Annotated in this window: 24 protein-coding genes; 12 read left to right on the forward strand and 12 right to left on the reverse strand. The window is 64.9% G+C overall.

Annotated elements, in window-relative coordinates:
* Nucleotides 1-282 precede the first annotated feature (282 nt).
* The 3 genes from RAD10_RS11865 (at nt 283) to RAD10_RS11875 (ending at nt 3,186) form a co-directional block, all read left to right on the forward strand.
* Nucleotides 283-1,584 (forward strand): MFS transporter, encoded by a 1,302-nt coding sequence (locus tag RAD10_RS11865; RefSeq protein WP_461617613.1) that lies wholly within the window; start codon nt 283-285, stop codon nt 1,582-1,584.
* Between the two features lie 109 nt (nt 1,585-1,693).
* Nucleotides 1,694-2,485 (forward strand): fumarylacetoacetate hydrolase family protein, encoded by a 792-nt coding sequence (locus tag RAD10_RS11870; RefSeq protein ID WP_179739166.1) that lies wholly within the window; start codon nt 1,694-1,696, stop codon nt 2,483-2,485.
* A gap of 317 nt (nt 2,486-2,802) precedes the next feature.
* Nucleotides 2,803-3,186 carry a hypothetical protein gene (locus RAD10_RS11875; RefSeq protein WP_461617614.1) on the forward strand — a complete coding sequence of 128 codons (384 nt, stop codon included), beginning with the start codon at nt 2,803-2,805 and terminating at the stop codon, nt 3,184-3,186.
* A gap of 46 nt (nt 3,187-3,232) precedes the next feature.
* Here the strand turns inward: RAD10_RS11875 and RAD10_RS11880 are convergent, their stop codons facing one another.
* Nucleotides 3,233-4,084, reverse strand: a complete 852-nt coding sequence (locus tag RAD10_RS11880; RefSeq protein ID WP_461617615.1) for an HpcH/HpaI aldolase/citrate lyase family protein — start codon at nt 4,082-4,084, stop codon at nt 3,233-3,235.
* Nucleotides 4,084-4,587: a MaoC family dehydratase gene (locus RAD10_RS11885; RefSeq protein ID WP_338313716.1), complete on the reverse strand. Its 504-nt coding sequence runs from the start codon at nt 4,585-4,587 to the stop codon at nt 4,084-4,086. The genes RAD10_RS11880 and RAD10_RS11885 overlap by 1 nt, the downstream gene beginning before the upstream one ends.
* 181 nt (nt 4,588-4,768) lie before the next feature.
* Between RAD10_RS11885 and RAD10_RS11890 the strand changes: the two genes are divergently transcribed.
* On the forward strand, nt 4,769-5,935 hold the full coding sequence (locus RAD10_RS11890) for an acyl-CoA dehydrogenase family protein (RefSeq protein ID WP_461617889.1): 1,167 nt from the start codon (nt 4,769-4,771) through the stop codon (nt 5,933-5,935).
* Between the two features lie 33 nt (nt 5,936-5,968).
* Here RAD10_RS11890 and RAD10_RS11895 read toward each other — a convergent pair whose 3' ends face one another.
* From RAD10_RS11895 to RAD10_RS11905, 3 genes are all read right to left on the reverse strand, one after another.
* On the reverse strand, nt 5,969-7,540 hold the full coding sequence (locus RAD10_RS11895; protein WP_461617616.1) for an AMP-binding protein: 1,572 nt from the start codon (nt 7,538-7,540) through the stop codon (nt 5,969-5,971).
* Between the two features lie 33 nt (nt 7,541-7,573).
* Nucleotides 7,574-8,209: a uracil phosphoribosyltransferase gene (gene upp, locus RAD10_RS11900; protein ID WP_104461740.1), complete on the reverse strand. Its 636-nt coding sequence runs from the start codon at nt 8,207-8,209 to the stop codon at nt 7,574-7,576.
* Between the two features lie 69 nt (nt 8,210-8,278).
* Nucleotides 8,279-9,019 carry a crotonase/enoyl-CoA hydratase family protein gene (locus tag RAD10_RS11905; RefSeq protein WP_461617617.1) on the reverse strand — a complete coding sequence of 247 codons (741 nt, stop codon included), beginning with the start codon at nt 9,017-9,019 and terminating at the stop codon, nt 8,279-8,281.
* 85 nt (nt 9,020-9,104) lie between these two features.
* Here RAD10_RS11905 and RAD10_RS11910 point away from each other — a divergent pair, with 85 nt between their 5' ends.
* A complete protein-coding gene (locus RAD10_RS11910) occupies nt 9,105-9,686 on the forward strand; it encodes a TetR/AcrR family transcriptional regulator (RefSeq protein WP_461617618.1) in 582 nt (193 codons plus the stop codon).
* Here the strand turns inward: RAD10_RS11910 and RAD10_RS11915 are convergent.
* The 6 genes from RAD10_RS11915 to RAD10_RS11940 form a co-directional block, all read right to left on the reverse strand.
* On the reverse strand, nt 9,683-9,811 hold the full coding sequence (locus tag RAD10_RS11915; RefSeq protein WP_256471536.1) for a hypothetical protein: 129 nt from the start codon (nt 9,809-9,811) through the stop codon (nt 9,683-9,685). The two genes, RAD10_RS11910 and RAD10_RS11915, sit on opposite strands and share 4 nt — an antisense overlap.
* A gap of 98 nt (nt 9,812-9,909) precedes the next feature.
* Nucleotides 9,910-10,287, reverse strand: coding sequence for a hypothetical protein (locus RAD10_RS11920; RefSeq protein ID WP_461617619.1), 378 nt, complete (start codon nt 10,285-10,287; stop codon nt 9,910-9,912).
* Between the two features lie 48 nt (nt 10,288-10,335).
* The gene (locus tag RAD10_RS11925) at nt 10,336-10,527 is read right to left on the reverse strand and encodes a hypothetical protein (protein ID WP_461617620.1); all 192 of its coding nucleotides are present in this window, start codon (nt 10,525-10,527) and stop codon (nt 10,336-10,338) included.
* Between the two features lie 117 nt (nt 10,528-10,644).
* Nucleotides 10,645-11,562 (reverse strand): 4-hydroxy-tetrahydrodipicolinate synthase, encoded by a 918-nt coding sequence (gene dapA / locus RAD10_RS11930; RefSeq protein WP_461617621.1) that lies wholly within the window; start codon nt 11,560-11,562, stop codon nt 10,645-10,647.
* A gap of 25 nt (nt 11,563-11,587) precedes the next feature.
* On the reverse strand, nt 11,588-11,842 hold the full coding sequence (locus RAD10_RS11935; RefSeq protein ID WP_461617622.1) for a hypothetical protein: 255 nt from the start codon (nt 11,840-11,842) through the stop codon (nt 11,588-11,590).
* A 192-nt stretch (nt 11,843-12,034) separates the two neighbouring features.
* Nucleotides 12,035-12,502: a hypothetical protein gene (locus RAD10_RS11940; RefSeq protein ID WP_461617623.1), complete on the reverse strand. Its 468-nt coding sequence runs from the start codon at nt 12,500-12,502 to the stop codon at nt 12,035-12,037.
* A gap of 496 nt (nt 12,503-12,998) precedes the next feature.
* On the opposite strand from RAD10_RS11940, the gene RAD10_RS11945 reads away from it, so the two are divergent.
* The 6 genes from RAD10_RS11945 to RAD10_RS11970 all read left to right on the forward strand — a co-directional run bounded on the left by RAD10_RS11945 (nt 12,999) and on the right by RAD10_RS11970 (nt 21,149).
* Nucleotides 12,999-13,088, forward strand: coding sequence for a K(+)-transporting ATPase subunit F (locus RAD10_RS11945; RefSeq protein WP_035698142.1), 90 nt, complete (start codon nt 12,999-13,001; stop codon nt 13,086-13,088).
* Nucleotides 13,089-13,200: 112 nt separating this feature from the next.
* Nucleotides 13,201-14,904, forward strand: a complete 1,704-nt coding sequence (gene kdpA, locus RAD10_RS11950; protein WP_461617624.1) for a potassium-transporting ATPase subunit KdpA — start codon at nt 13,201-13,203, stop codon at nt 14,902-14,904.
* Between the two features lie 18 nt (nt 14,905-14,922).
* On the forward strand, nt 14,923-17,037 hold the full coding sequence (gene kdpB, locus RAD10_RS11955; RefSeq protein ID WP_461617625.1) for a potassium-transporting ATPase subunit KdpB: 2,115 nt from the start codon (nt 14,923-14,925) through the stop codon (nt 17,035-17,037).
* A gap of 56 nt (nt 17,038-17,093) precedes the next feature.
* Nucleotides 17,094-17,699, forward strand: a complete 606-nt coding sequence (locus RAD10_RS11960; protein ID WP_461617626.1) for a K(+)-transporting ATPase subunit C — start codon at nt 17,094-17,096, stop codon at nt 17,697-17,699.
* Between the two features lie 40 nt (nt 17,700-17,739).
* The gene (locus RAD10_RS11965; RefSeq protein WP_461617627.1) at nt 17,740-20,463 is read left to right on the forward strand and encodes a DUF4118 domain-containing protein; all 2,724 of its coding nucleotides are present in this window, start codon (nt 17,740-17,742) and stop codon (nt 20,461-20,463) included.
* Nucleotides 20,460-21,149, forward strand: a complete 690-nt coding sequence (locus RAD10_RS11970; RefSeq protein WP_091961027.1) for a response regulator — start codon at nt 20,460-20,462, stop codon at nt 21,147-21,149. Before RAD10_RS11965 ends, RAD10_RS11970 begins: the two co-directional genes overlap by 4 nt.
* 142 nt (nt 21,150-21,291) lie before the next feature.
* On the opposite strand, the gene ku is transcribed toward RAD10_RS11970, so the two are convergent.
* The gene (ku, locus tag RAD10_RS11975) at nt 21,292-22,176 is read right to left on the reverse strand and encodes a non-homologous end joining protein Ku (protein WP_461617628.1); all 885 of its coding nucleotides are present in this window, start codon (nt 22,174-22,176) and stop codon (nt 21,292-21,294) included.
* A 118-nt stretch (nt 22,177-22,294) separates the two neighbouring features.
* Between ku and ligD the strand changes: the two genes are divergently transcribed.
* Nucleotides 22,295-24,967 carry a DNA ligase D gene (gene ligD / locus RAD10_RS11980; RefSeq protein ID WP_461617629.1) on the forward strand — a complete coding sequence of 891 codons (2,673 nt, stop codon included), beginning with the start codon at nt 22,295-22,297 and terminating at the stop codon, nt 24,965-24,967.
* Nucleotides 24,968-25,055: the final 88 nt, after the last annotated feature.

Raw genomic sequence — 25,055 nt, forward strand, 5'->3', positions numbered from 1 at the left:
GTCAATGATGAATTCGGCTTCGAGATGAGTTCCTCTCGGCGGGTCGGACGACAGGGGCACCGCTGCTTCAGCACCCGTCATTGCGAGCGCAGCGAAGCAATCCAGACTTTCTCCACGGAGGCAGCCTGGATTGCTTCGTCGCAAGAGCTCCTCGCAATGAAGGATGTTGCGACACCTGCGCACAAAATCCCGCGTTGTTATCCTGTGAGAGCCATCACCCCTGCAGGTTGCAACCCTCGGCACGATTGGCCATGATGCTCTCGGGAATCTCTGGGGCAGGGCATGACGGCAGCAACGGGAGTCTCCGCGGCGGCGGAGAAATCGACGACGGCGCACGTGGTGTGGGCGAGCGCGCTCGGCACCGCGATCGAGTGGTACGACTTCCTGATCTACGGCACGGCGGCGGCGCTGGTCTTCAACAAGTTGTTCTTTCCGAGCTTCGATCCCTTCGTCGGCACGCTGGCGGCGTTCTCGACCTATGCGGTCGGTTTCGTGGCGCGGCCGATCGGCGGCGCCATCATCGGGCATTACGGCGACCGGCTCGGCCGCAAGACCATGCTGGTCGCGACCATGATCGCGATGGGACTCGGCACCTTCCTGATCGGCTGCCTGCCGACCTACAACCAGATCGGCGTGTGGGCGCCGATCCTGCTCATCGTGCTGCGCTTCGTCCAGGGCATCGGCTTAGGAGGCGAATGGAGCGGCGCGGTCGTCATGGTGATCGAGCATGCCGGCAATCGCCGCGGCTTCTACGGCAGCCTGGTGCAGATCGGCTTTCCCGTCGGCGTTGCCGCTTCGACCGGCATTTTCGGCTTGATGACCAAGCTGCCCGAAGCCGATTTCCTGAGCTGGGGCTGGCGCGTGCCCTTCCTGATCAGCATCCTGCTCGTCGGTGTCGGCTTCGTCGTGCGGCTCAAGCTCGCGGAGACGCCGCACTTCAAGGAGGTGGTCGAGCGCAAGGAGGTGCTGGCGCAGCCGGTGCTGGAAGTGCTCCGCCGCGACTGGCGCAGCTTCCTGCTGGCGATCGGCATCACGGTGTCCGAGGTCGGGCTTGCTTATCTCCTCACCGTCTTCACCGTGGTCTATGCCACGACGAAGCTCGGTCTGCCGCGCCAGGTGATCCTGGATGCCGTGGTCTATGCCGCCCTCGTCGAGTTCGCGACGTTGCCGCTCGCCGGCTGGCTGTCCGACATCTTCGGCCGCAAAGCGCTGTATCTCGCCGGCGGCGTGTTCTCGGTGGCGTTGGCGTTTCCGTTGTTCTGGTTCCTCGATACGAAGGAGCCGGCGCTGATCACGCTGGCGCTCGTCGTCACGATGACGCTGACCCATGCGCTGCTGTTCGGGCCGAAGGCCGCGTTCATGCCGGAGCTGTTCCGCACCCAGGTGCGCTACAGCGGAGCCTCGCTCGGCGCCAATGTCGCGGCGGCGCTGAGCGGCGGCTTCTCGCCCTTGATTGCGACTGCGCTGCTGGCGTGGGCCGGCTCGTACTGGGCTGTGTCCGTCTACATCATCGCCCTCTCGATCATCACGATCGTCGCGACGCTGATGGCGCCGGAGACGGCGCAGAGTTCGCTGAAATCATGATGTCGATCGTCTCGCGGCTTAAGGTGTAGCGGACGGGCCATTGGCCTGCCGACCGTTTGGTTCTAAGAAAGCCCTTGAGGAAACTTCCCCCAAGCCAGGGAACAGAACCATGACGAAGACGTCTCGACGTGACGTGCTCACTGCCGCAGCCGCGATGACTGCGGCGGGCATCGCCGAAGCGGCGCCGGCCGCAGCGCAGGCTGGACCGAAGCCGATCTTTCCGGTGCCGATGGTGACGATCCCGATCGTCGGCGAGAGCCAGGTGTTTCAGGTCCGCCGCATCTACTGCATCGGGCGCAACTATGCGGCACATGCGATCGAGCGCGGCTCGGATCCGAACCGCGAGCCGCCGTTCTTCTTCCAGAAGCCGACCGACGCGATCCAGAACGTCGCGGTCGGCGAGGTCGCCGATCATCCCTATCCGTCACTGACCAAGAACTATCATCACGAGGTCGAGCTGGTCGCCGCGCTGAAATCAGGCGGCACCAATATCCCGGTCGATAAGGCGCTCGACCACGTCTATGGCTACGCGCTTGGCCTCGACATGACCCGGCGCGACCTCCAGAACGGCATGGCCGCGGAGAAGAAGCCCTGGGAGATCGGCAAGAGTTTTGACCACGCCGCGGTGATCGGCCCGATTCATCCGGCCAGCAAGACCGGCCATTTCGAGAAGGGCGCCATTTCGCTGGCGATCAACGGCACGGTGAAGCAGAACTCGGATCTCAGCAAGATGATCTGGAACGTGGCCGAGCAGATCGCAAAGCTGTCGGAAGCCTTCGAATTGAAAGCCGGCGATATCATCTATTCCGGCACGCCGGAGAATGTCGGTCCCGTCGTGAAGGGTGACGTGCTGCTGTGCAAGCTCGAGGGCTTGCCGGATATGTCGATCAAGATCGTGTAGTTGCTCTCGCCTCTCCCGCTCGCGGGAGAGGCCGAGCGCCCCGAGCGATGCGAAGCATCGTCCCGAGCGCGGCGGGTGAGAGCTCTCGCCGCGCAGGGACATCCTCGGTTGTCTTCAAGAATCCCCCGCAAGCGGGAGAGGGAGCCGAGTGCCGATGCCGCCCCATCTGCCACTTGCGATTGTCCTGCGCTCGCAGGCAGAGAGTTGGCACGCTCCACTGCCGGGTTCCACCAGTCGATTGCCATTTGTTGGCCGGCAAGCGAACCTCCTGTGGCCATATTTGAGAACGAGTGATTTCCCGTGAGGGAGGCACTCCGATGAGCAAGGCTTTGATCACCGCTGTCGCAATGCTGGCCTGTGTGCCCGTGAGCGCTGTTGCGCAGGAGCGCGCGGGCGATGCAGCGCTCGGCGCGGTCTCTGGCGCGGTCGTGCTAGGGCCGGTCGGTGCGGTTGCCGGAGCCTTGATCGGCTACACTGCCGGACCTTCGATCGCCCGTTCCTGGGGTATGAGAGGTTCGCACTCGGCAGGACATCGGCCGCCGCCGCGCCGCGCGGCCGCGACCAGGAGCCCGACGCGCACCCGCGAGGCGATGGCAGCCAACGGTCAGATGCGAGCTGCCGGTAATCCGGCTCCGCTGGTTCAAGCCGCTCCCGCCGCTCCGGCGCAAGCCTCGGCGCCGCCGGTTCAGGGGTTCGACTAAGGCCGCAGCTTCAAGCCGAGGCCTTCGGCCGCAGCCCCCGGCTGCCCTAGGGCTGGCCGAGGATCTTCTTCGCGGCGCGAAGATGCGGCTTGTCGATCATCTGGCCGTCGAGCCGCAGTGTGCCGGAATTGGGATTGCTGGCGAATGCCGCGATCACTTTTTCCGCCCAGGTGCGTTCGGCTTCGGTCGGCGCGAAGGCGGCGTTGACGACGTCGACATGTTTGGGATGGATCAGCGCCTTGGCGGAAAACCCGTCGCGGCGGGCCGCGCGTGTTTCGGCTTCCAGGCCCGCGAGATTATCGATGTCGGTATAGACGGTATCGATCGGCGCGACCTCGGCCGCGGCCGCCGCCATCAGGCAGAGATCGCGCGCGAGACGATAGGGGCTGTGGAACACGCCGCCGGACGCCTTTTCGGTGGCGCCGAGCGAAGCCGAGAGATCTTCCGCGCCCCACATCAGGCCGGCGAGGCGGGGGGAGCAGCCCTTGTAGCTGCCGAGGCCGAAGATCGAACCCGCGGTTTCCGTCGCCACGCAGACGATGCGGGTGATGCCGATCTCGATGCCGGCCGCGGCTTCCAAGGCTTCGAGCCAGGTTGCGACCTGCCTTACGTCATCACCGCCCTGCGATTTCGGCAGCACGATGCCGTCGGGCTTGCCCGGCATCACCGCCGCGAGATCGGCGAGCGTCATTCCGGTGTCGAGCGCGTTGACGCGGACATAGAGCTGGTGCGAGCCGCGTCGGCCCTTGAGCATCGTCAGCGTCAGCCCGCGCGCGTCCGCCTTCTTCTCGGTGACGACGGAATCCTCGAGGTCGATGATCAGCGCGTCGGCCTTGCCTTCGCTCGCCTTCTCGAATTTGCGCGGGGAATCGCCCGGCACGAACAGCATCGAACGCATCAGACCGGCCTCTTGTGCATCATCGCCATGCGGCGGCATTTGCCGACGATCTCGTCGTTCTGGTTCAAGGCATGGTGCTCGAACTCGACGATGCCGGCCTTGGGCCGCGATTTGGATTCCCGCACCGAGAGCACCTTTGTCGTGGCCCGCAACGTGTCGCCATGGAAGACCGGTTTTGGAAAGGTCACGTCGGTCATGCCAAGATTGGCAACGGTGGTCCCCATGGTCGTATCATAGACCGTCATGCCGATCATGATGCCGAGGGTGTAAAGGCTGTTGAAAATGCGCTGGCCGAACTCGGTCTTTTCGGCGAAATGCGCATCGATGTGCAGCGGCTGCGGATTGAGCGTCAGCAGGCTGAACATGGTGTTGTCCATCTCCGTGACGGTCCGGGTCAGCGGATGCCTGAACTCCTGGCCCACGGAAAAGTCTTCGAAATAAAGTCCGGCCATCGCGGTTTCCTCCCTGCGAAATAACGGCGCGCTCATAGCTTTACGTCGCATGACCCTATGCATGGTGGACACAGTTGATAGACAAATTCACGTATCTGTACGCGGTTTTTCGAGCTAAGAACCCAGGCAAGGGCACGTCAGGGCGCGACGCAGGCGGCCACGGCCTTTGAGCGGGGAACGCGAAGAGACGGGAGATGGCGCGGTCGCGGCTCCCGACAAGGAGATCAAGAACATGGATTTCGCGCTCACCGATCAGCAGGAAGCCATTCGCGATGCCATCGCCAAGATCTGCGAAGGCTTTCCGGATGCCTATTGGCTGAAGAAGGATCATGACGGCGGCTTCCCGCACGATTTTCATAAAGCACTTGCCGACGCCGGCTGGCTCGGCATCTGCGTGCCGGAGGAATATGGCGGCTCGGGCCTCGGCATCACCGAAGCCGCGATCATGATGCGCACGATCGCGGAATCCGGCGCCGGCATGTCCGGCGCATCCGCCGTGCACATCAACGTGTTCGGACTCAATCCCGTCGTCGTGTTCGGCACCGAGGAGCAGCGCAAGCGCATGCTGCCGCCGATGGTGGAGGGTCGCGAGAAGGCATGCTTTGCCGTCACCGAGCCCAACACCGGCCTCAACACCACGCAGCTGAAGACCCGCGCGGTCGCCAAGAACGACCGCTACATCGTCAACGGCCAGAAGGTGTGGATCTCGACCGCGCAGGTCGCGCACAAGATCCTGCTGCTGGCCCGCACCACGCCGTTGGAGGAAGTGCGCTCGCCGACCCACGGCCTCAGCCTGTTCTACACCGATTTCGACCGCAACAAGATCAAGGTCCACGAGATCGAGAAGATGGGCCGCAAGATCGTCGATTCCAACGAGCTGTTCTTCGAAGATTTTGAGATCCCGATGGAGGATCGCATCGGCGAAGAAGGCAAGGGTTTTCAGTACATCCTCGAAGGCATGAACCCCGAGCGCATCCTGATCGCGGCGGAGGCGGTCGGCCTTGGCAAGCTGGCGCTGGCGCGGGCCACGGAATATGCCAAGACGCGCGTGGTGTTCAACCGTCCGATCGGCAAGAACCAGGGCATTCAGCATCCGCTCGCGGTGAATTGGGTCGAGCTCGAGGCGGCCTGGCTGATGGTGATGTCGGCGGCGTGGCAATACGACAAAGGAATGCCGTGCGGCGCTGCGGCCAATGCCGCAAAATACCTTGCGGGCGAAGCGGGCTTCACGGCCTGCGAGCAGGCCGTGATGACCCATGGCGGCTTCGGCTACGCCAAGGAATTCCATGTCGAGCGCTACTTGCGAGAAGTGCTGATCCCGCGCATCGCGCCGGTCAGCCCGCAACTCGCGCTCAGCTTCATCGCGGAGAAGGTGCTGGGGCTCGCGAAGTCGTACTGAACGAGCCTTGTGGCGCAAACCAGATAGGCCCGCCTATTCGGCGGCGATCCGCTCCATCGCCATGGCGCGAAGCCTGGCGCGCTGGATTTTCACGCCGTTGGCGCTGTCGGTGACGGGGAAGGCTTCCACGACATAGATCCGCGCCGGGACCTTGTAGCCGGCGAGCCGCTCGCGCAGGCGCGCGACCAGCGTCTCCTGCATTGGCGGCTCCTTCGCCGGGATCACGAAGGCGACGCAGCGTGCCTGGCCCTTGAGATCGACCGCAACCACCTGGGCGTCGGCCACGCCGTTGCATGATTTGAGCTCGTCCTCGATCTCGCCGGGCGCGACGAGGAAGCCGCCGAGCCGCATGGCGTCGCCCGCGCGGGTCTCGTAGACGAAGGAGCCGTCGCCGCGCAGCCGGCCGATGTCGCCGGTGCGGAAGAACCCGTCCGCGGTGATCGCATCGCGCGTCGCATCCGGATTGTTGAAATAGCCGAGGAAGAGTGACGGCGCGCTGACCTCGATCTCGCCTGAGATGCCTTCGGCCGCCGGCTCGCCGGTCTCGGTGTCGCGCACGCGCACTCTTGCGTCCGGTGACATCGGCCAGCCGCCGCCCTCGATGCGATTGGCGAAGGCATCACCTTGGAGGGCGATCGAGAACAGGGCCTGAACCTCGCTCGACCCGTAGAGGCCGAACAGCGGCAGGCCGCGCGCCTCGGCCTCCGCGGCAAGCTCGCGCCAGCCAGGCTGGAACGCGGCGAAGCCGCAGAGTTCGAGATGCGGAAATGGGCGTGGCGCATCGCTGAAGGCGAGAATGCGCCGGAACATCTCGTCGGAGCCGAAGGCGTGCGTGATCCCGTGCGTGCTGAGGATCTCCAGTGCCGGTGCCGCCTCGAAGGCGTCGAGCACATGGACGGTCGCGCCCGCCGCGACGAAGCCGAGCAGGCTCGTCATGCCGAACGTGCCGCAGAACGGCAGCATGGCCAGCAGCGAATGACGCAGCGGATCAAGCCGAAGCGCCTTGGCGACGGAGACGGCGTGGCCCGCCAGCGTCCGCTGCGAATGCGCGACGAGCTTTGGCCCCTTGGTGGTGCCCGATGTCGTGTAGAGCAGTACTGGAAGATCGACGTGATCTTGAGCTGGCGCCGGCGGATAGGGCGTGTCGAAAGCGTCGAAGCGCACGCAGGGCCAGTGCGCGGGGATCGCATCCGCGCCGATCACCGCGAGCCGTTGCAGCGCGGGCACCTCGTCTTTGGCGATGTCGGCGAGGATCGCGGCAAAATCGATCGCGCGGAATGCGGCCTCGACCACCATCAGCCTGGCGCCGGACAAACGAAGCAGATGCGCGACTTCCGCGCTGCGGTAACGCGTATTGACGGCCGCGACGATCGCACCAAGGCGGGCGGCGGCAAACAGCAGCGCGAGCCATTCGATCCGGTTGATCAGCCAGACGGCGACGACGTCGCCTTTGCCGATTCCCTGCGCCGCAAGCCAGGCCGCGGTCTGCTCGATCCTTTCGGAGAACTCAGCTCGCGAGACCAATGTCCCGTCGCATACGAAGGCGGGATCGGCGGCGGCCTCGGTCCGGATCAGCGATTGCAGCGAAAACGCGTTGGCACTCATGGCAAGGGGAGTAACCCGATCGCGCCAACCTGTCTACTTGGTGCCGAACATCCGGTCGCCAGCGTCGCCCAGGCCCGGCACGATGTAGCCGTGGTCGTTGAGCCGCTCGTCGATCGCGGCGGTCCAGATCGGCACGTCCGGATGCTCGCTCTGGAACTGGGCGATGCCCTCGGGCGCGGCCAGAAGGCACACGAAGCGAATGTCGCGGGCGCCGCGGGCCTTGAGCAGCGAGGCGCCGGCGCAGGCCGAGTTGCCGGTCGCCAGCATCGGGTCCATCAGGATCACGGTGCGGTCGGACAGGTCCTGCGGCGCCTTGAAGTAATATTCCACGGCCTGCAATGTCTCGGGGTCGCGGTAGAGCCCGATATGGGCGATGCGCGCCGATGGCATCAGCGCCAGCATGCCGTCGAGGAAGCCGACGCCGGCGCGCAGGATCGGCGCCAGCGTGAGCTTCTTGCCGGCGATCTTGGGCGCCTGCATCGGCGCGATCGGCGTCTCGATCTCCACCAGCTCCAGCGGCAGGTCGCGCGTCACCTCGTAGCCGAGCAGCATCCCGATCTCGTTCAGGATCTCGCGAAAGCTCTTGGTCGAGCGGTCCTTCTCCCGCATCAGCGAAAGCTTGTGCTGGACCAGGGGGTGGGCGACGACGTTGACATTGCCAGTGCTCATGCAACCGCTCTACACGTTTCCCTAGAATTGCGCCAGATCGGCCGGGTCTTTTCCGCGGGATGCGCGGCCTCAAACGGGCATTGCGACTGTACTGCGCGCCCGGTTGCTCGCCTCGTAGGCAGCCATGGTCAGTTCACGGTCGATCGCCATACGCATCGCGTCCGTGGCCGGTTGGCGCAGGCGCTTTTTTGCGGTCGCATGCGACGGCTTGTGGATCGCGCGCAGCGCCGCGACGATCTCCTCAAGGGCTTTGTCGACGGCTTCCGGCTCAACCACGCGATCGAGAAAGCCGGCGGTCAGCGCCTCCCCGGGCTCGTACATCTCGCCCAGCGTGACGGTGCGGCTGAGCCAGGCCGGATGCAGGCGGCTGCGCGCGAGCTCGATGGCAAAGCTCGGCGGCGCGATGCCGATCCCGACCTCGTTCAGCCCCATGCGGTGCGGCCCGCGCGCGCCCAGCCTGACGTCGCAGGCGAGCAGCAGGAACGTTCCCATCGGAAAGGCATGACCTTCCATCACGCCGACGATCGGATGCGGAAATGACATCAGCCGCAGCGCAAGCTCGGCGCCGGCGCGGACCATCTCGAGGCTCTTGGCGGGATCGCCCGACGCGAACACCTTCAGGTCGAAGCCGGCGGAAAAAATGCCGGGCCGCGCCGAGCGCAGCACCACGATCTCGGCTTCCGTCTCGGCCCGGTCGAAGGCGGCGCCGATCTCGCCCAGCATGGTGGTCGACATCACATTGACCTTGCCGTCGTCGAGCCCGATCTGCGCGACGCCGTCGTTCACCTCGAAGGTCACTCCCATTGGCATTTGCCTCTCCTGTCATGGACCAGGCTTGACTGTCGGAGGCTGATGTAGACCAATCAATATAATTTCGTGCGAGGGGGAGAGCGCCATGCCGGCCGTGCCAAAACACCGCCAGCCCATCATCAATGCCGCGGTGACGCTGTTCCGCCGCCAGGGATATGCCCGGACCGGCCTGAACGACATCGTCGACGTCAGCGGTGCACCAAAAGGCTCGCTCTACCATTACTTTCCGGATGGAAAATCCTCCATCGCGGTGGCGGCTGTGGAGGAGGCGGGCCGCCGCGTCGCGGCGACGGTCGCCAGGCTCGCGGAAGAGTGCGGCTCGACCGCCGACCTCTTGCGAGCGCATGCAAGATTGCTGGCAGGCTGGATGCAGGATTCCGGCTTTCGCAACGGTTGCCCGATCACGACCGTGCTGCTCGAGCTTGCGCCGCGCGAGCGTGCCGTGTCCGATGCCGGTCGCAAGGCCTATGCGGCGCGAATATCCATCCTGCGTGACAAGCTTGTCGCTGACGGCTTCGTCAGATCTCGTGCGGAAACACTTGCCGTGCTCTGCACGTCGTCGCTCCAGGGTGCGCTGATCCAAGCCCGCGTCGAGCGCAGCGGCCGGCCGATCGAGGTCACGGCGGCGGAATTGGCGCGGCTGATCGAGCGGGAAGCGAGGAGCTAGACGCCGAGGCCGCGCGCGACAAGCGTGATCACGAGCGTCAGGATCGCGCCCCAGATCAGGCTCAGCGTCATGGTCAGGATGGTCGTTGTGACCGCCTGCTCGAGATTTCCCTTGAAGGGCTGCATGCTAGCCATCCGAGGCCGGGCGGGCGATGACACGCATGCCCAGCAGCAATGCGCCCATCAATGCGACCAGGATGACGATCTTGAGTTCGATCATGTCGTTACCTCGCAAGGTGGGCCAGATGTCGCTTCACGCCCTCCAGCCATCGTGCTGTCAGTGCGACCAGCGGATTGCCCTGGTTCTCGACGTCGAGCTCGAAGGTCTCGGCCGGAAACACCAGTGCGCATCGGGCCGGTGCGCTCCGGCCGTTGGCGAATTCGACCGCGGTGCTCTTGAGCAGGAAGAGACCGCCGGCGCGGCCCTGGGCCTCACGGGCAACCCAGAGGCCGGCGCGGTTATGCCCGATGAAGAAGGCGGGAATGGCGGGGCTGACGACATCGGGATCGAGCGGCTTGAGCGCGGTCGCCGCGCCAATGTCGAGCGCCCCAGTTCGTGACTTCGGCACACGGTGCGCGGCTTGAAGAGCAATGGCAGCCATGGCGGCTTCCTCACACATCTGCAGGGTCATGATGTCTGCCTCGGCGGGTCAGGGGTGGAGATGCCAGACATAGATTGCGGTCCGCAGCGCAATGAGCGCGGTGAGCACGCTGCCCATCGAGAGCAGGGTCAGAGCGCCGAATGCGAGGCGTTTGAGCTGGGCTTTGCGCGTTGCTGATATCCGCATCGGGCGCTCCGCCCAGGCGAGAGGTCGTTCAAGGCCGTGGGTCAGCATCGACATTGTCGGAAGTCCTTCTCTGTGGCGCGGCGAGAGCCGCCCCAATCCATCCCGTAGGATGATGATCGCGGCGTAGGATTGCGAGATGAGCGCCGGGGCCTCCGTATAGGAATGTCATAGTCAGGCGCCGACGCCATCGATCAGTTCCTCGTCTGCGATGGCGGCGAAGGCCCTGGCGATCTCCGCCTGGCCGGCGGGGTTGAGCGGCACGATCGGCAGCCGCGTGTCCCGCCGCATCAAGCCGAGCATGCCGAGGGCGCCCTTGAGCGCCCCCGGGCTTTCCCTGGAGAGGCAGGTGACGAGCGGGATCAGGCGCCTGTGCAGATAGCGTGCCGATTGCAGGCGGCCTTGCCTGATCTGCGAGAAGATCGTGCGGCAGAGACCCGGCGCGATGTTGGCGACCTCGGAGATCGCGCCATCGCCGCCGTCCGCGATGTAGGCGAAGGCGGTAACGTCGTCGCCGGATAGAAAGCGAAAGCCGGCCGGCAGATGCCGGGCGAGGCGCATCGGGCGGGTGATGTCGCCGCCGCCGTCACGCAGGCCCACGAATTGGCGGGACTCGACCAGGCGCAGGAGCGTCTCGTCGGCCAGTGGCCGCAGCGTGCGGGAGGGCACGTCGTGCAGGATCATCGGCAATCCGATCGCGCCGGCGACCGCGCGGAAGTGCGCGAGCATGCCCTCCTGCATCGGCTTGTTGTAGGCGGGCACCACCGACATGACGGCATCGGCGCCGGCAGCTTCCGCGCGCCGCGCGAGTTCGATGGCGCGGCTGGTCGCGTTGGAGATCGCGCCCGCGATGATCCGCACGCGGCCGCGAGCGACGCCGACCGCGGTGCGAATGACGAGCTCCTGCTCGGCCGGCGAGAGCGTCGGTGCCTCGCCGGCCGTCTCGCAGACCACGATGGCTGGAACGCCGGCCGCGACCTGCCGTTCACACAGCGCGGCGAACGCCTCGAGATCGACCGCGTCAGCCGCATCGAACGGCGTCGGCAGGTCCGGAATGAAGCCGGTGAACCAGGCAGCGGGAGGGATAAACATGGTGCTTCGCCGTAAGATCGCCGGCTCAGGCGGCGCGGTGCGAGATGTCTGGAGTGGGACTTCTGGCCATGTCGAGCTCGATCTCGCGCGGCAGCTCGACAATGGTCTCGGGATGCCGTCCGTTCTCGAACAGCGCATATTTGATCGCCTGCGCACGGCTGACGAACAGGCCGCCATAGAGGCCGTGTTGTTCCTGAGCGACCCATTGTCCCCGGCGATTCCTGCCGATGAAGACGATGGTCGAAAGCGAGCTGAACGAGGGAGGTTCGACGAGTTTCACGGATCTATTCCTTCTGAACGATGCCGGCTCGGGACGCGTGTCCCTGCCTGCGCGCTCAATATCCATAGTGACGAATATGATTTCGAGGGCGGAGCCGCGGCGATCTCATAGGAAGGTCATAAAGCCGGGAACGGCGGTCGCTCAGGCTACATCGTTGACGAGGTGGACCTGCGCGAACAGTGCGAGGCTGCCCTAGCCGAAATTGTCGCAAGCGAGCGGCTCGTAAAGCGGATCCAGCACAGGACGAACGGAAGGAACGCTTGGCCGCGGCACGTCCGCGGCCAATGCCCGGACCTCGATGAAGGCCGACAGCAGAGCTAGCGCGAGGTCGGAATGGCGCGCCTCGACCGCGGCATCCAGCCAGTCCGGCAGCTCTCGCTCGCGCGACAGTGCACAATGCCACTCGCCCTCGTCATAGGCGATGCGGCGGACCTGCCACATCGGCAGCTCGAGCTCGATCAGCGCCAGCGCCGCATCGGCCCAGGCTTCAACGTCGATCAGGCGCATGATGCGTGCGGTGCGTTCGCCTTGGCCGAGCGTGGCGACGCGTCGGCAGGCGTGCGCGACGATGTCGAGCATCAGCGGCCGGGTCACCGCCGGTGCTGCACGAAGCTGCTGGCAGTGGGAAGGTGGGTCGAGGCGTCGGAGAGCGGCGGTCATGTCAGGCCTCCTGGAGTGGCGTCGGTCAGTCGGCCGGCATTGCCAGGATGGGCCTCAAAGGCATTTGAAAGCGAGATGGGGAAGAGGAGGGAGATATAGGGATTTCATAAGTGCGGGGTGGGGAGGTGGCGCGCCATTCTCCACCGTCGTCCCGGATCTGCGCGCGCTTGAGGCGCGCGTGTCCGGGACGACAGTGAGGTTGCCTCGCGAGCAGCACCGCCGCCTTTATGAGATTCCTATATCTTCGCCATAGGCCTCATCTCGAAAACCTATGCCTGCGATGGCATTTCAGCACGGTCAAAAGTCCCGACTATCGCCCGTGGAAATCATTTCCTTCGCGAGCCGCCGGGTCACCGAGAGAAAGTTGCGCCGGATTTGATGGCGCAATGAGGAGTATCGCCATGATGGACATTCTGATGCTGGCGCTGGGCTTCGGCTTCTTCGCCCTCGCGATCGGCTACACCTATGCCTGCGAACGGCTGTGACGGAGCAAACCATGATCTTCGATTATGCGCTCGCCGGTGCCGTCTCGTTTGGCCTGCTGATCTACCTCACCTATGCACTGCTGCGGCCCGAGCGGTTCTGACCCGTGCTGCTGCTCGTCGAATTGCTGCTGGCGGACGCCGTGCTCGTCGCCTGCCTGCTGACGGTGCTCCTGCCGCTGTTGCGCCGGGCACCAAGCCTGAAGGGTTGATTCCATGACTGTGATCGGTTGGCTCCAGATCATTCTGTTTTGCGCCATTATTGTTGCGCTGACCAAGCCGCTCGGCTGGTACATGACGCGCGTATTCAACGGTGAGCGGACGTTCCTGTCGCCAGTGCTGCGCCCGATCGAGGTCGGCGTGTACTGGATCTCCGGCGTCGACGAGAAGCGCGAGCAACATTGGATGACCTACACGGTCGCCATGTTGCTGTTCCATGTCGGCGGCTTCCTCATCATCTACGGTGTGATGCGGCTTCAGGCCGTATTGCCCTTCAATCCGGCCGGGCAGGGCGCGGTCGCCGAGGATCTCTCCTTCAACACCGCGGTCTCCTTCATCACCAACACCAACTGGCAGAACTACGGCGGCGAGAGCACGCTATCCTATCTCGTGCAGATGCTAGGCCTGACGCCCCAGAACTTCCTGTCGGCGGCAACCGGCATCGCGCTGGCGATGGCCCTGATCCGCGGCTTCTCGCGCGCCTCGATGCGCACGGTCGGCAATTTCTGGGTCGACGTCACCCGTTGCACGCTCTACGTGCTGCTGCCGATCTGCGTGGTCTACACGCTGTTCCTGGTCTGGCAGGGCATGCCGCAGACGCTCGGCCCGTATATCGAGGCGACCACGCTCGAGGGCGCCAGGCAGACCATTGCGGTCGGCCCGGTCGCTTCCCAGGTGGCGATCAAGATGCTCGGCACCAATGGCGGTGGCTTCTTCAACGCCAATGCGGCGCACCCGTTCGAAAATCCGACTGCGTTGTCGAATTTCGTGCAGATGCTTTCGATCTTCGCACTTGGCGCTGCGATGACCAACGTGTTCGGCCGTATGGTCGGCAACCAGCGCCAGGGCTGGGCGATCCTGTCCGTGATGGGCGTGCTGTTCGTCGCAGGCGTCGCCATCACCTATTGGGCGGAAGCGAACGGAACCTCGATGCTGCATGCGCTGGGCCTGACCGGCGGCAACATGGAAGGTAAGGAGGTCCGCTTCGGCATCGTCGCGTCCTCGCTGTTCGCGGTCGTCACCACCGCCGCTTCGTGCGGTGCCGTCAATGCGATGCATGACAGCTTCACCGCGCTCGGCGGCATGATCCCGCTGATCAACATCGAGCTCGGCGAGATCATCGTCGGCGGCGTCGGCGCCGGCATGTACGGCATGCTGCTGTTCGTCATCCTCGCGATCTTCGTCGCCGGACTGATGGTCGGCCGCACCCCGGAATATGTCGGCAAGAAGATCGAGGCGCGCGAGGTCAAGATGGCGATGCTGGCCATCCTGGTGCTGCCGCTGATGATCCTCGGCTGGACCGCCGTCGGCGTGGTCTATCCTGCGGCCGTCGCCTCGATGGCGAATGCGGGACCGCATGGCTTCACCGAAGTGCTCTATGCCTTCACCTCGGCGACCGGCAACAACGGCTCGGCCTTCGCAGGCCTCACCGGCAACACCTTCTTCTACAACCTGACGCTCGCAAGCGCGATGTTCGTCGGCCGGTTCTTCATGGTCGTCCCGGCCATGGCGATCGCGGGATCGCTCGCGGAGAAGAAGTCGATCCCGCCGTCCACGGGCACGTTCCCGACCACGGGGGGCCTGTTCGTCGGTCTCGTCGTCGGCGTCATCCTGATCATGGGCGGCCTGACCTTCTTCCCGGCGCTCGCGCTCGGCCCGATCGTCGAACATCTGGCGATGAACGCCGGCAACCTCTTCTGATTGTCTGGAGTGACCTCCATGGATACGATGAAACTGCAAAAACGTGCTGCCGTCTCGGCAATGCTCGATCCCAAGATCGTGACGCCCGCGATCCGCGCCTCCTTCACCAAGCTCGATCCGCGGCTGATGGTGAAGAACCCCGTGATGTTCGTGGTCGAGGTCGTGGCCGCGCTGACGACGGTGATCTTCCTGCGCGACGTCGTCACCGGCGGCGCAGGCCTCGGCTTCACCTTCCAGATCATCGTCTGGCTCTGGTTCACGGTGCTGTTTGCCAATTTCGCCGAAGCGGTGGCCGAAGGCCGCGGCAAGGCACAGGCCGAATCTCTGCGCAAGACCCGCACCGAGAGCCAAGCCAAGCTCCTGACCGGTGCGGGCCGGGCCTTCAAGATGGTGCCGGGCACGAGCCTGAAGGTCGGCGACATCGTGCTGGTCGAGGCCGGCGACACCATTCCGTCCGATGGCGAGGTGATCGAGGGCGTCGCCTCCGTCAACGAGGCCGCCATCACCGGTGAGTCCGCGCCTGTCATCCGCGAATCCGGCGGCGACCGGTCGGCGGTAACAGGCGGCACGCAGGTGCTGTCCGACTGGATCCGCGTCCGCATCACCGCCGCCCAGGGCTCGACCTTCATCGATCGCATGATCAAGCTGGTCGAAGGCGCTGAGCGGCAGAAGACGCCGAATGAGATCGCGCTCAACATCCTGCTCGCCGGCCTCACCATCATCTTCGTGTTCGCAACCGTCACCATTCCGAGCTATGCGGCCTATGCCGGCGGCTCGATCTCGGTGATCGTGCTGGTCGCACTGTTCGTGACGCTGATCCCGACCACGATCGGCGCGCTGTTGTCGGCGATCGGCATTGCCGGCATGGACCGCCTGGTGCGCTTCAACGTGCTGGCAATGTCTGGCCGAGCCGTCGAGGCCGCCGGCGACGTCGACACGCTGCTGCTGGACAAGACCGGCACCATCACGCTCGGCAACCGGCAGGCGACCGCGTTCCGCCCGGTGCGCGGCGTGTCCGAGCAGGAGCTGGCGGACGCGGCCCAGCTCGCCTCGCTCGCCGACGAGACGCCGGAAGGCCGTTCCATCGTGGTGCTGGCAAAGGAGAAATACGGCATCCGAGGCCGCGACATGGCGGAGCTTGGCGCGACCTTCATCCCGTTCACGGCGCAGACCCGCATGAGCGGCGTCGACGCCGGTGGCTCGTCGGTGCGCAAGGGCGCGGTCGATGCGATGCTCAACTATGTCGGCGGTGGTGCGCCGCTGGCCGTTGCCTCCGGCAACACCGCCCGTGCGCTTCAGCCCGCCGTGCTCTCGGACGTCGGCCGCGAGATCCAGACCATTGCCGACGAGATCGCCAAGGCCGGCGGCACGCCGCTGGCGGTCGCGAAGGACGGCAAGCTGCTCGGCGTCATCCAGCTCAAGGACATCGTCAAGGGCGGTATCCGCGAGCGTTTTGCCGAGCTGCGCCGCATGGGCATCCGCACCATCATGATCACCGGCGACAACCCGATGACGGCAGCCGCCATCGCGGCCGAAGCCGGCGTCGACGATTTCCTGGCGCAGGCGACCCCTGAGGACAAGCTCAAGCTGATCCGGGATGAGCAGGCCAAGGGCAAGCTGGTTGCGATGTGCGGCGACGGCACCAATGACGCGCCGGCGCTGGCGCAGGCCGACGTCGGTGTCGCCATGAACACCGGCACGCAAGCCGCCCGCGAAGCCGGCAACATGGTCGACCTCGATTCCAACCCGACCAAGCTGATCGAGGTGGTCGAGATCGGCAAACAGCTCTTGATGACGCGCGGTGCGCTGACGACGTTCTCGATCGCCAACGACGTCGCCAAGTATTTTGCGATCATCCCGGCGATGTTTTTGGCATTCTATCCCCAGCTCAATGTGCTCAACGTCATGAACTTGTCGAGCCCGCAGAGCGCCATCCTGTCGGCGATCATCTTCAATGCACTCATCATCATTGCGCTGATTCCGCTGGCGCTGAAGGGCGTTGCCTACCGCGCGGTCGGTGCCGGCGCGCTGCTCCGGCGCAACCTCCTGATCTACGGCCTCGGCGGCATCGTCATTCCCTTCATCGGTATCAAGGCAATCGACCTCGTCGTCACCGCCTTGCACCTGGCTTAACCGTCCTGGCGCGGCGCAAGGCGCCGCGCGCCATGCCGAAGACTTAGGAGACCAACATGCTCAGAGAAATCCGCCCCGCCATCGTCCTCTTGCTGGTGCTCACCGCCATCACCGGCCTTGCCTATCCGCTGGCGATGACGGCCATCGCCGGCGCGCTCTTCCCGGCGCAGGCCCAAGGCAGCCTGATCGAGAAGGACGGCAAGGTGATCGGCTCCGCCCTGATCGGGCAGGCGTTCAGGGACGACAAATACTTCCACGGCCGTCCCTCGGCGACGGTTGCGCCGGACCCCAATGATTCGACCAAGACGGTGCCCGCGCCCTACAACGCCGCCAATTCCGGTGGCTCCAATCTCGGCCCGACCAGCAAGGCGCTGGCCGACCGGCTCAGGGAAGATGTAGACAAGCTCAAGGCTGAGAATCCGAACGCTGCCGTGCCGGTCGACCTGGTGACGACGTCGGCCAGCGGCCTCGATCCTGATATCTCGCCGGAAGCGGCGCAATTCCAGGTGCCGCGCGTGGCCAAGGCGCGGAATATTCCGGAGGATCAGGTCAAGCAGATCGTGACCGCCAACACCGAAGGCCCCTTGCTCGGCCTGATTGGCGAACCCAGGGTTAACGTTCTGGCACTGAATCTCTCGCTGGATCGCGCCGCCGCCAGGTAGCGGTCTAGGCTCGCGTCAGGCAGATGATTATATTGGCAAAATGGTCCGAGAGCGCCGCGATCCCGAACAACGTCCGTCGCCCGAGGCGCTGCTGGAAGCAGCGCGGCGGGAAGGGAGCGCGAGCGGCAAGCTGAAGATCTTCGTCGGCGCCGCTCCCGGCGTCGGCAAGACCTATGAGATGCTGCAAAGTGCCCACGCCAAGTGCAAGTCCGGCATCGACGTCGTGGTCGGCTTCGTCGAGACCCATGGCCGCGCCGAGACCGAGGCGTTGGTGCGCGGGCTCGAGATGGTCCCGCGAAAGCGGCTGGATTATCGCGGGCAGGTCGTCGAGGAGATGGACCTCGATGCGGTGATCGCGCGCCGGCCGCAGATCGCTTTGGTCGACGAGCTCGCCCACACCAACGCGGCCGGCAGCCGCCATCCCAAGCGCTATCTCGACGTCGAGGAGTTGCTGTCCCACGGCATCGACGTCTACACCGCCGTCAACATCCAGCACATCGAGAGCCTGAACGACGTCGTCGCGCAGATCACCCATGTCAGGGTGCGCGAGACAGTGCCGGACTCGGTGTTCGATCGCGCCGACGCGATCGAGCTGATCGACCTCACGCCCGACGATTTGATCCAGCGCCTGAAGGAGGGCAAGGTTTATGTGCCCAAGCAGGCCGAGCGGGCGCTGGAGCATTATTTCTCGCCGGGAAACCTGACGGCGTTGCGCGAGCTCGCTTTGCGGCGCACGGCCGAGCGGGTCGACGAGCAGCTGCTCAATCACATGCAGGCCAATGCGATTCCCGGGCCCTGGGCTGCGGGCGAGCGCATCCTCGTCTGCGTCAGTGAGGATCCCCGCGCGGCCGGCCTCGTGCGCTACACCAAGCGGCTGGCGGACCGGCTGCATGCGCCATTCACCGCGGTTTCGATCGAGACGCGGCGATCGCTGCAACTGTCCGATGAGCAGCGCGACCGGCTGGCTGATACGCTGCGGCTCGCGGAATCGCTCGGCGGCGAGGCGTTGACCATTCCGGCGGTCGGTCGCCGCATTGCCGATGACGTCGTTAATTTCGCGCAAGGCAACAACGTCACCCAGATCGTGATCGGCAAGTCGACGCGCTCGCGCTGGTTCGAGATGACGCGCGGCTCCGTCGTGCACGATTTGGTGCGCCGCGCCGGAAACATCACGGTTCATGTCATCGCCGGCGACGAGCTGCCGGGCGAAGCGGCGACCAAGACGGCGGTGCAGGCCGCCGTGCGGTCCGAGCCGTTCAATCCGTTGCCTTATCTGAAGGCGCTCGGCATCGTGCTGATCGGCCTTGGCGCCGCCGAGTTGATTCAACCGCGGTTCGGCATCGAGAACGTCGACCTCGTGCTGCTGACGGCGGTGGTGGCGGTCGCGGTCCGCTACGGACTATGGCCGTCGCTGCTGGCGACTGTCGCGGCCTCGCTCTGTTACAACTTCTTCTTCCTGCCGCCGATCCACACCTTCACGATCACCGACCCGACCAACGTCGCCGCCTTCGTGCTGTTCATGATGGTGGCGATGATTGTCTCCAATGTCGCGGCGCGCGTGCGCACCCAGGCCGATGCCGCCATCGGCCGGATCAGGATGAGCGAGCAGCTCTACGCCTTCAGCCGCAAGCTCGCCGGCACCGCGACGCTCGACGATGTGCTGTGGGCGACGGCCTACCAGATCGCGTTGATGCTGAAAGTCCGGGTGGTGTTGCTGCTGCCGGAAGAAGGTCTGCTCACAGTGAAATCCGGCTATCCGCCCGAGGACGAGCTCGATCAGGCCGATCTTGCCGCCGCCAACTGGGCCTGGAGCAACGACCGCCCCGCCGGCCGCGGCTCGGATACGCTGCCGGGCGCAAAACGGCTGTTCCTGCCGATGCGCACCGGACGCGGCCCGATCGGCGTCATCGGCATCGACGACGACCGCACCGGTCCGCTGCTGACACCGGACCAGCGCCGCCTGCTCGACGCGCTGGTCGATCAGGGCGCGCTGGCGATCGAGCGCGTGCTGCTGGTCGAGGACATGGACCGTGTCAAGCGCACCGTCGAGTCCGAGCGGCTGCGCTCGGCGCTGTTGACCTCGATCTCGCACGATTTGAAGACGCCGCTCGCCTCGGTGCTGGGGGCGGCCTCGACCATGCGCGATCTCGCCAGCGCCCTCTCCGACACCGAGAAGCGCGACCTGCTCGCGACCGTGATCGACGAATCCGAGCGGCTGAACCGCTTCATCGCCAATCTGCTCGACATGACCAAGCTCGAATCGGGTGCCGTCGTGCCCAACGCGGCACTACACGATCTCAGTGAGATCGTGGGGAGCGCGCTGCGTCGCGCAGCCAAGATTCTCACCGCGCACGAGGTCGATCTCGTGCTGGCCGCCGATCTGCCGATGCTGCAGCTCGATGCGGTGCTGTTCGAGCAGGTGCTGTTCAACCTGCTCGACAACGCCGCCAAATATTCGCCGCCCGAGACCACCATCTCGATCCGCAGCCGGCGCGACAGCGATCATGTCGTGCTCGAGATCGCGGACGAGGGGGCCGGCATCCCGCCTGACGAGCTCGAGAGCGTGTTCGACAAATTCTACCGCGTGCAGAAAGGCGATCACGTCCGTCCCGGCACGGGGCTTGGGCTCGCCATTTCGCGCGGCTTCGTCGAGGCGATGCGGGGCACGATCTCGGCCGCCAACCGCGGCGACCGCAGCGGCGCCGTCCTCACCATCCGCCTTCCCGTTCCGGCAGAGAGCCGCGCATTGGATACCGCCGCATGAGCGCTGCCCCGATCAAGGTCCTGGTCATCGACGACGAGCCGCCGATCCGCAAATTGCTGCGGATGGGGCTGACGACGCAAGGCTATGAAATCCTGGAAGCGTCGAACGGCAAGATCGCACTGGAGAAGCTCGTTGAGGAGCCGGCGCTGATCATCCTCGATCTCGGCCTGCCCGACGTGCAGGGACACGAGTTGCTGCGCACCATCCGCGCCCGCAACGAAGGCGTGCCGATCGTGGTGCTGTCGAGCCGCGGCGACGAAGCCGGCAAGGTACAGGCGCTCGATCTCGGCGCCGACGATTATCTCACCAAGCCGTTCGGCATGGACGAGCTCCTGGCCCGCCTGCGCGCGGCGCTGCGGCACCAGCTTCAGGTCCAGGGCGAACGCCCGGTGTTCCGCACCGGCGATCTCTCGGTCGATCTCGTGCGCCGCATCGTCAAGGTCGGCGAACGTGATGTGAAACTGTCGCCGAAGGAATACGACCTTCTGCGCGTCCTGGTGCAGCACGCCGGCAAGGTGCTCACCCACCGCTTCCTGCTGAGGGAGCTCTGGGACGAATTGACCGATGCGCAATATTTGCGGGTCTATGTCCGCCAGCTCCGTCAGAAGATCGAAGCCGATCCGGAGCGACCGCAATATGTGCTGACCGAGACAGGGATCGGGTACCGGTTGAAGGCGGGGGATTAGCTGTCGATCCTCATCCTGAGGAGCTGTAGGGTGGGCAAAGCGAAGCGTGCCCACGAACTTTCGCGATCGTGGAAAGTTGGTGGGCACGGCGCGTTGCGCCTTTGCCCACCCTACGATATCGAGTGCTGGGCGAGCAGTCTCCTCAACCCGCCTTCCGATGCCGCGCCGTGGACCGGTGCGCCTTCTTCGCGGTTCGCTGCCGTCCGGTTGCCCGCCGCGCATGCGACTTCGCGGCCGTCTTCTTGCCGCCACGTCCTTTCAGGCTCTGCTTCAGCGCGTCCATCAGGCTGACGACGTTGCTGGGGCGCTCCTCGGGTTCCGGCAGCTCGATCTTCTTGCCGCTGGCCTTGCGTTTCACCAGCGCCTTCAGCGCGTTCTCGTACTCGTCCTTGAACTTGCCGGGGTCGAAATGGGCGGCCTTGGTCTGGAGGATGTGGCTGGCGAGCTCGACCATGTCCTTGGTGATCTTCGGGCTCTTGATGTCGTCGAAGAACTGGTCCTCGTCGCGCAGCTCGTAAGGAAAGCGCAGCGTGGTGCCGAGCAGGCCCTTGCCGAGCGGCTCGATCGCCATGATGTGCTCACGGTTGGTGAGCACGATCTTGGCGAGCGCCACGCGCTCCTGGTCCTTCATGGCGTCGCGGATCACCGCAAAAGCATCTACCGCGGCCTTGCCGTCGGGTGCAAGATAATAGGGATGGTTGAGGTAACGCTGGTCGATCTCCTCACTCGGCACGAAGCTCTCGATGTCGATGGTATGGTTGCTCTCGATCTGGACCGCCTCGAGCTCCTCCGGTTCGATCTCGACATATTTGCCCTTGCGCAGCTCGTAGCCGCGGCCCTTCTGGTCGCTCTCGACGACATCGCCGGTCTCGGCATCGATCATCTGTTGCTTGAGCCGGTTGCCGGTCTCGCGGTTGATCAGGTGAAACCGCGTTTTCTCGGCCGCTGTGGTCGCCGGATAAAGCACGACCGGACAGCTGACCAGCGACAGCTTCAACGTTCCCTTCCAATAGGCGCGCGGGGCCATTCCATTCTCCAGTGTTTTCAAGGCATTTTGGAACCCCAACCGCTCCGCTGGGTTTTGGTTCCGGATGGGACTTTGGCCGTGATAGGCTTGAATCCCCGAAAGAGAAGCGGGACCGGTCGTGCTGCAAAAACTCTCCACCTATCGACAGAAGCGTGATTTCGAGAAGACGCCGGAGCCGTCGGGCAAGACGGCGGTGACGCCGTCGAAGCAGCGCCGCTTCGTGATCCAGAAGCACGATGCGAGCCGGCTGCATTACGATCTCAGGCTCGAATTCGACGGCGTGTTCAAGTCCTGGGCGGTGACCAAGGGTCCCTCGCTCGATCCGCACGACAAACGGCTGGCGGTCGAGGTCGAGGATCATCCGCTCGACTATGGCGATTTCGAAGGCACGATTCCGGAAGGGCAGTACGGCGGCGGCACGGTGATGCTGTGGGATCGTGGCACCTGGGAGTCGGAAGATCCCGAACGCGGCTTCAAGAAGGGCGATTTGAAGTTCACCTTGCATGGGGACAAGTTGCACGGAAGCTGGGTCCTGGTGCGCATGCGCAACGACCGTACCGGTGGCAAGCGCACCAACTGGCTCTTGATCAAGCACCGCGACGAATTCGTCCGCGAAGGTGCCAAGAACGACATTCTCGATGAGGACAAATCCGTCGCCTCCGGCCGTGCGATGGAGCAGATCGCCGAGGGCAAGGGGCGCGCGCCAAAACCGTTCATGCTGGCCAAGGGTGCCAAGACTAAAGCCGACGCGGTCTGGCAATCCAACCGGGCCGAGGAAGCGAAAGGGCGTACGGTCAAGCCGGCGCCGCGCACGGCGCTGAAATCAAGCAAATCGGCAAAGAAAAAGACGACGACCGCGACTAATGCGAAGAAGGTCTCGGAGATGCCGGACTTCGTCGCGCCGCAGCTCTGTACGCTGGTCGAGCGGCCGCCGGCTGGCGAGGGCTGGTGCCACGAGATCAAGTTCGACGGCTATCGGGTGCAGCTCCGGGTCGAGAACGGCGAGGCAACGCTGAAGACGCGCAAGGGCCTCGACTGGACCGATAAGTTCGCGGCGATCGCGAAAGAAGCTGGGTCGCTGGCGGACGTCATGATCGACGGCGAGATCGTGGCGCTCGACCATAACGGTGCGCCGAACTTCTCCTCGCTTCAGGCGGCGCTGTCGGACGGCAAGACCGGCGAGCTGATCTTCTTTGCGTTCGACCTGCTGTTCGCCGAGGGAAAAGATTACCGCCGGCTGCCGCTTGGCGAGCGCAAGGCGCAGCTCAAGAAGCTGCTGCAGGCCCGCAAGCGGAAATCGACCCAGATCCGCTATGTCGAGCATTTCGAGAGCGGCGGCGATGCGGTGCTGCAATCGGCCTGCAAGCTCGAGCTCGAAGGCGTGGTGTCGAAGAAGCTGGACGCTGCCTATCGCTCCGGCCGCACCGAGAGTTGGGTCAAATCGAAATGTCGCGCGGGCCACGAAGTGGTGATCGGCGGCTACAAGACCACCAATGGCAAATTCCGCTCGCTGATGGCCGGCGTGCAGCGCGGCGATCATCTCGCCTTCGTTGGCATGGTCGGCACCGGCTTCGGCGCCGACAAGGTCAAGCGCATCATGCCGTCTCTGAAGGCCATGGCGGCCAAGGAGAGCCCCTTCGGCGGCAAGAACGCGCCGAAGAAGAGCCGCGAGGTGCACTGGCTGAAGCCGGAGCTCGTCGCCGAGATCGAGTTCGCCGGCTTCACCGCCGACGGCAATATCCGCCAGGCCGCGTTCAAGGGCTTGCGGCAGGACAAGCCCGCCGAGGAGGTCGAGGCGGAGACGCCTGTCGACACCGAGCTCGCCGAGCCCACGCCCAGCAAGCGCGCGGCGAAGACAGCCAAGCGATCGAAGGACACCGGCACCGCCGAGGTGATGGGCGTCGTCATCTCCAAGCCTGATAAGGAGCTGTGGCCCGGCGGCCGTGACGGCGAGGGCGCGACGAAGCTCGATCTCGCGCGCTACTTCGAGGCGGTCGGCGATTGGATGATCGAACATCTGAAAGGGCGCCCGTGCTCGATCGTGCGTGCGCCCGACGGCATCGGCGGCGAGACGTTCTTCCAGCGTCATGCGATGCAGGGCACCTCGAATTTGCTCGAACTGGCCAAGGTCTCAGGCGACCGCAAACCGTATCTGCAGATTGATCGCGTCGAAGGGCTGGCCGCCGTCGCGCAGATCGGCGGTGTCGAGTTGCATCCCTGGAATTGCGCGCCTGATGCCTACGATACGCCGGGCCGGCTGGTGTTCGATCTCGATCCGGCGCCGGATGTGGAGTTCGCCGATGTCGTCGAGGCCGCCAAGGAGATGCGGCAGCGACTGGCCGATATTGGCATGGAGAGCTTCTGCAAGACCACGGGCGGCAAGGGCCTGCATGTGGTGGTGCCGCTGCTTCACGGCGCGCGCGACAAGGTGAGCTGGAAGGAAGCCAAGGCCTTCGCGCAAGGCGTCTGCCAGTGGATGGCCGACGACGATCCAGAGCGCTATCTGCTCAACATGTCGAAGAAGCTGCGCAACGGGAAGATCTTCCTCGACTATCTCCGTAACGACCGGATGTCGACGGCGGTGGCCCCGCTGTCGCCGCGGGCGCGGGCCGGTGCCACGGTCTCGATGCCCGTCACCTGGGCGCAGGTGAAGAGCGATCTCGATCCGAAGCGCTATACGCTGCGGACCGTGCCGGGCCTGCTGCCGCGGTCAAAGGCGTGGGAGGACTATGACGATGCGGCCGCCTCGATCAAGGCGGCGATCAAGAAGCTTGCGGGGAAGAAGAAGTAGGTTTGTCGCCCTTGCGGCGAAGGCCGGCCTCGTAGGGTGGGCAAAGCGAAGCGTGCCCACGTTTTTTTCGTTGTAACGAATCTTTTTC

It is taken from the genome of Bradyrhizobium sp. 23AC (assembly GCF_054863025.1).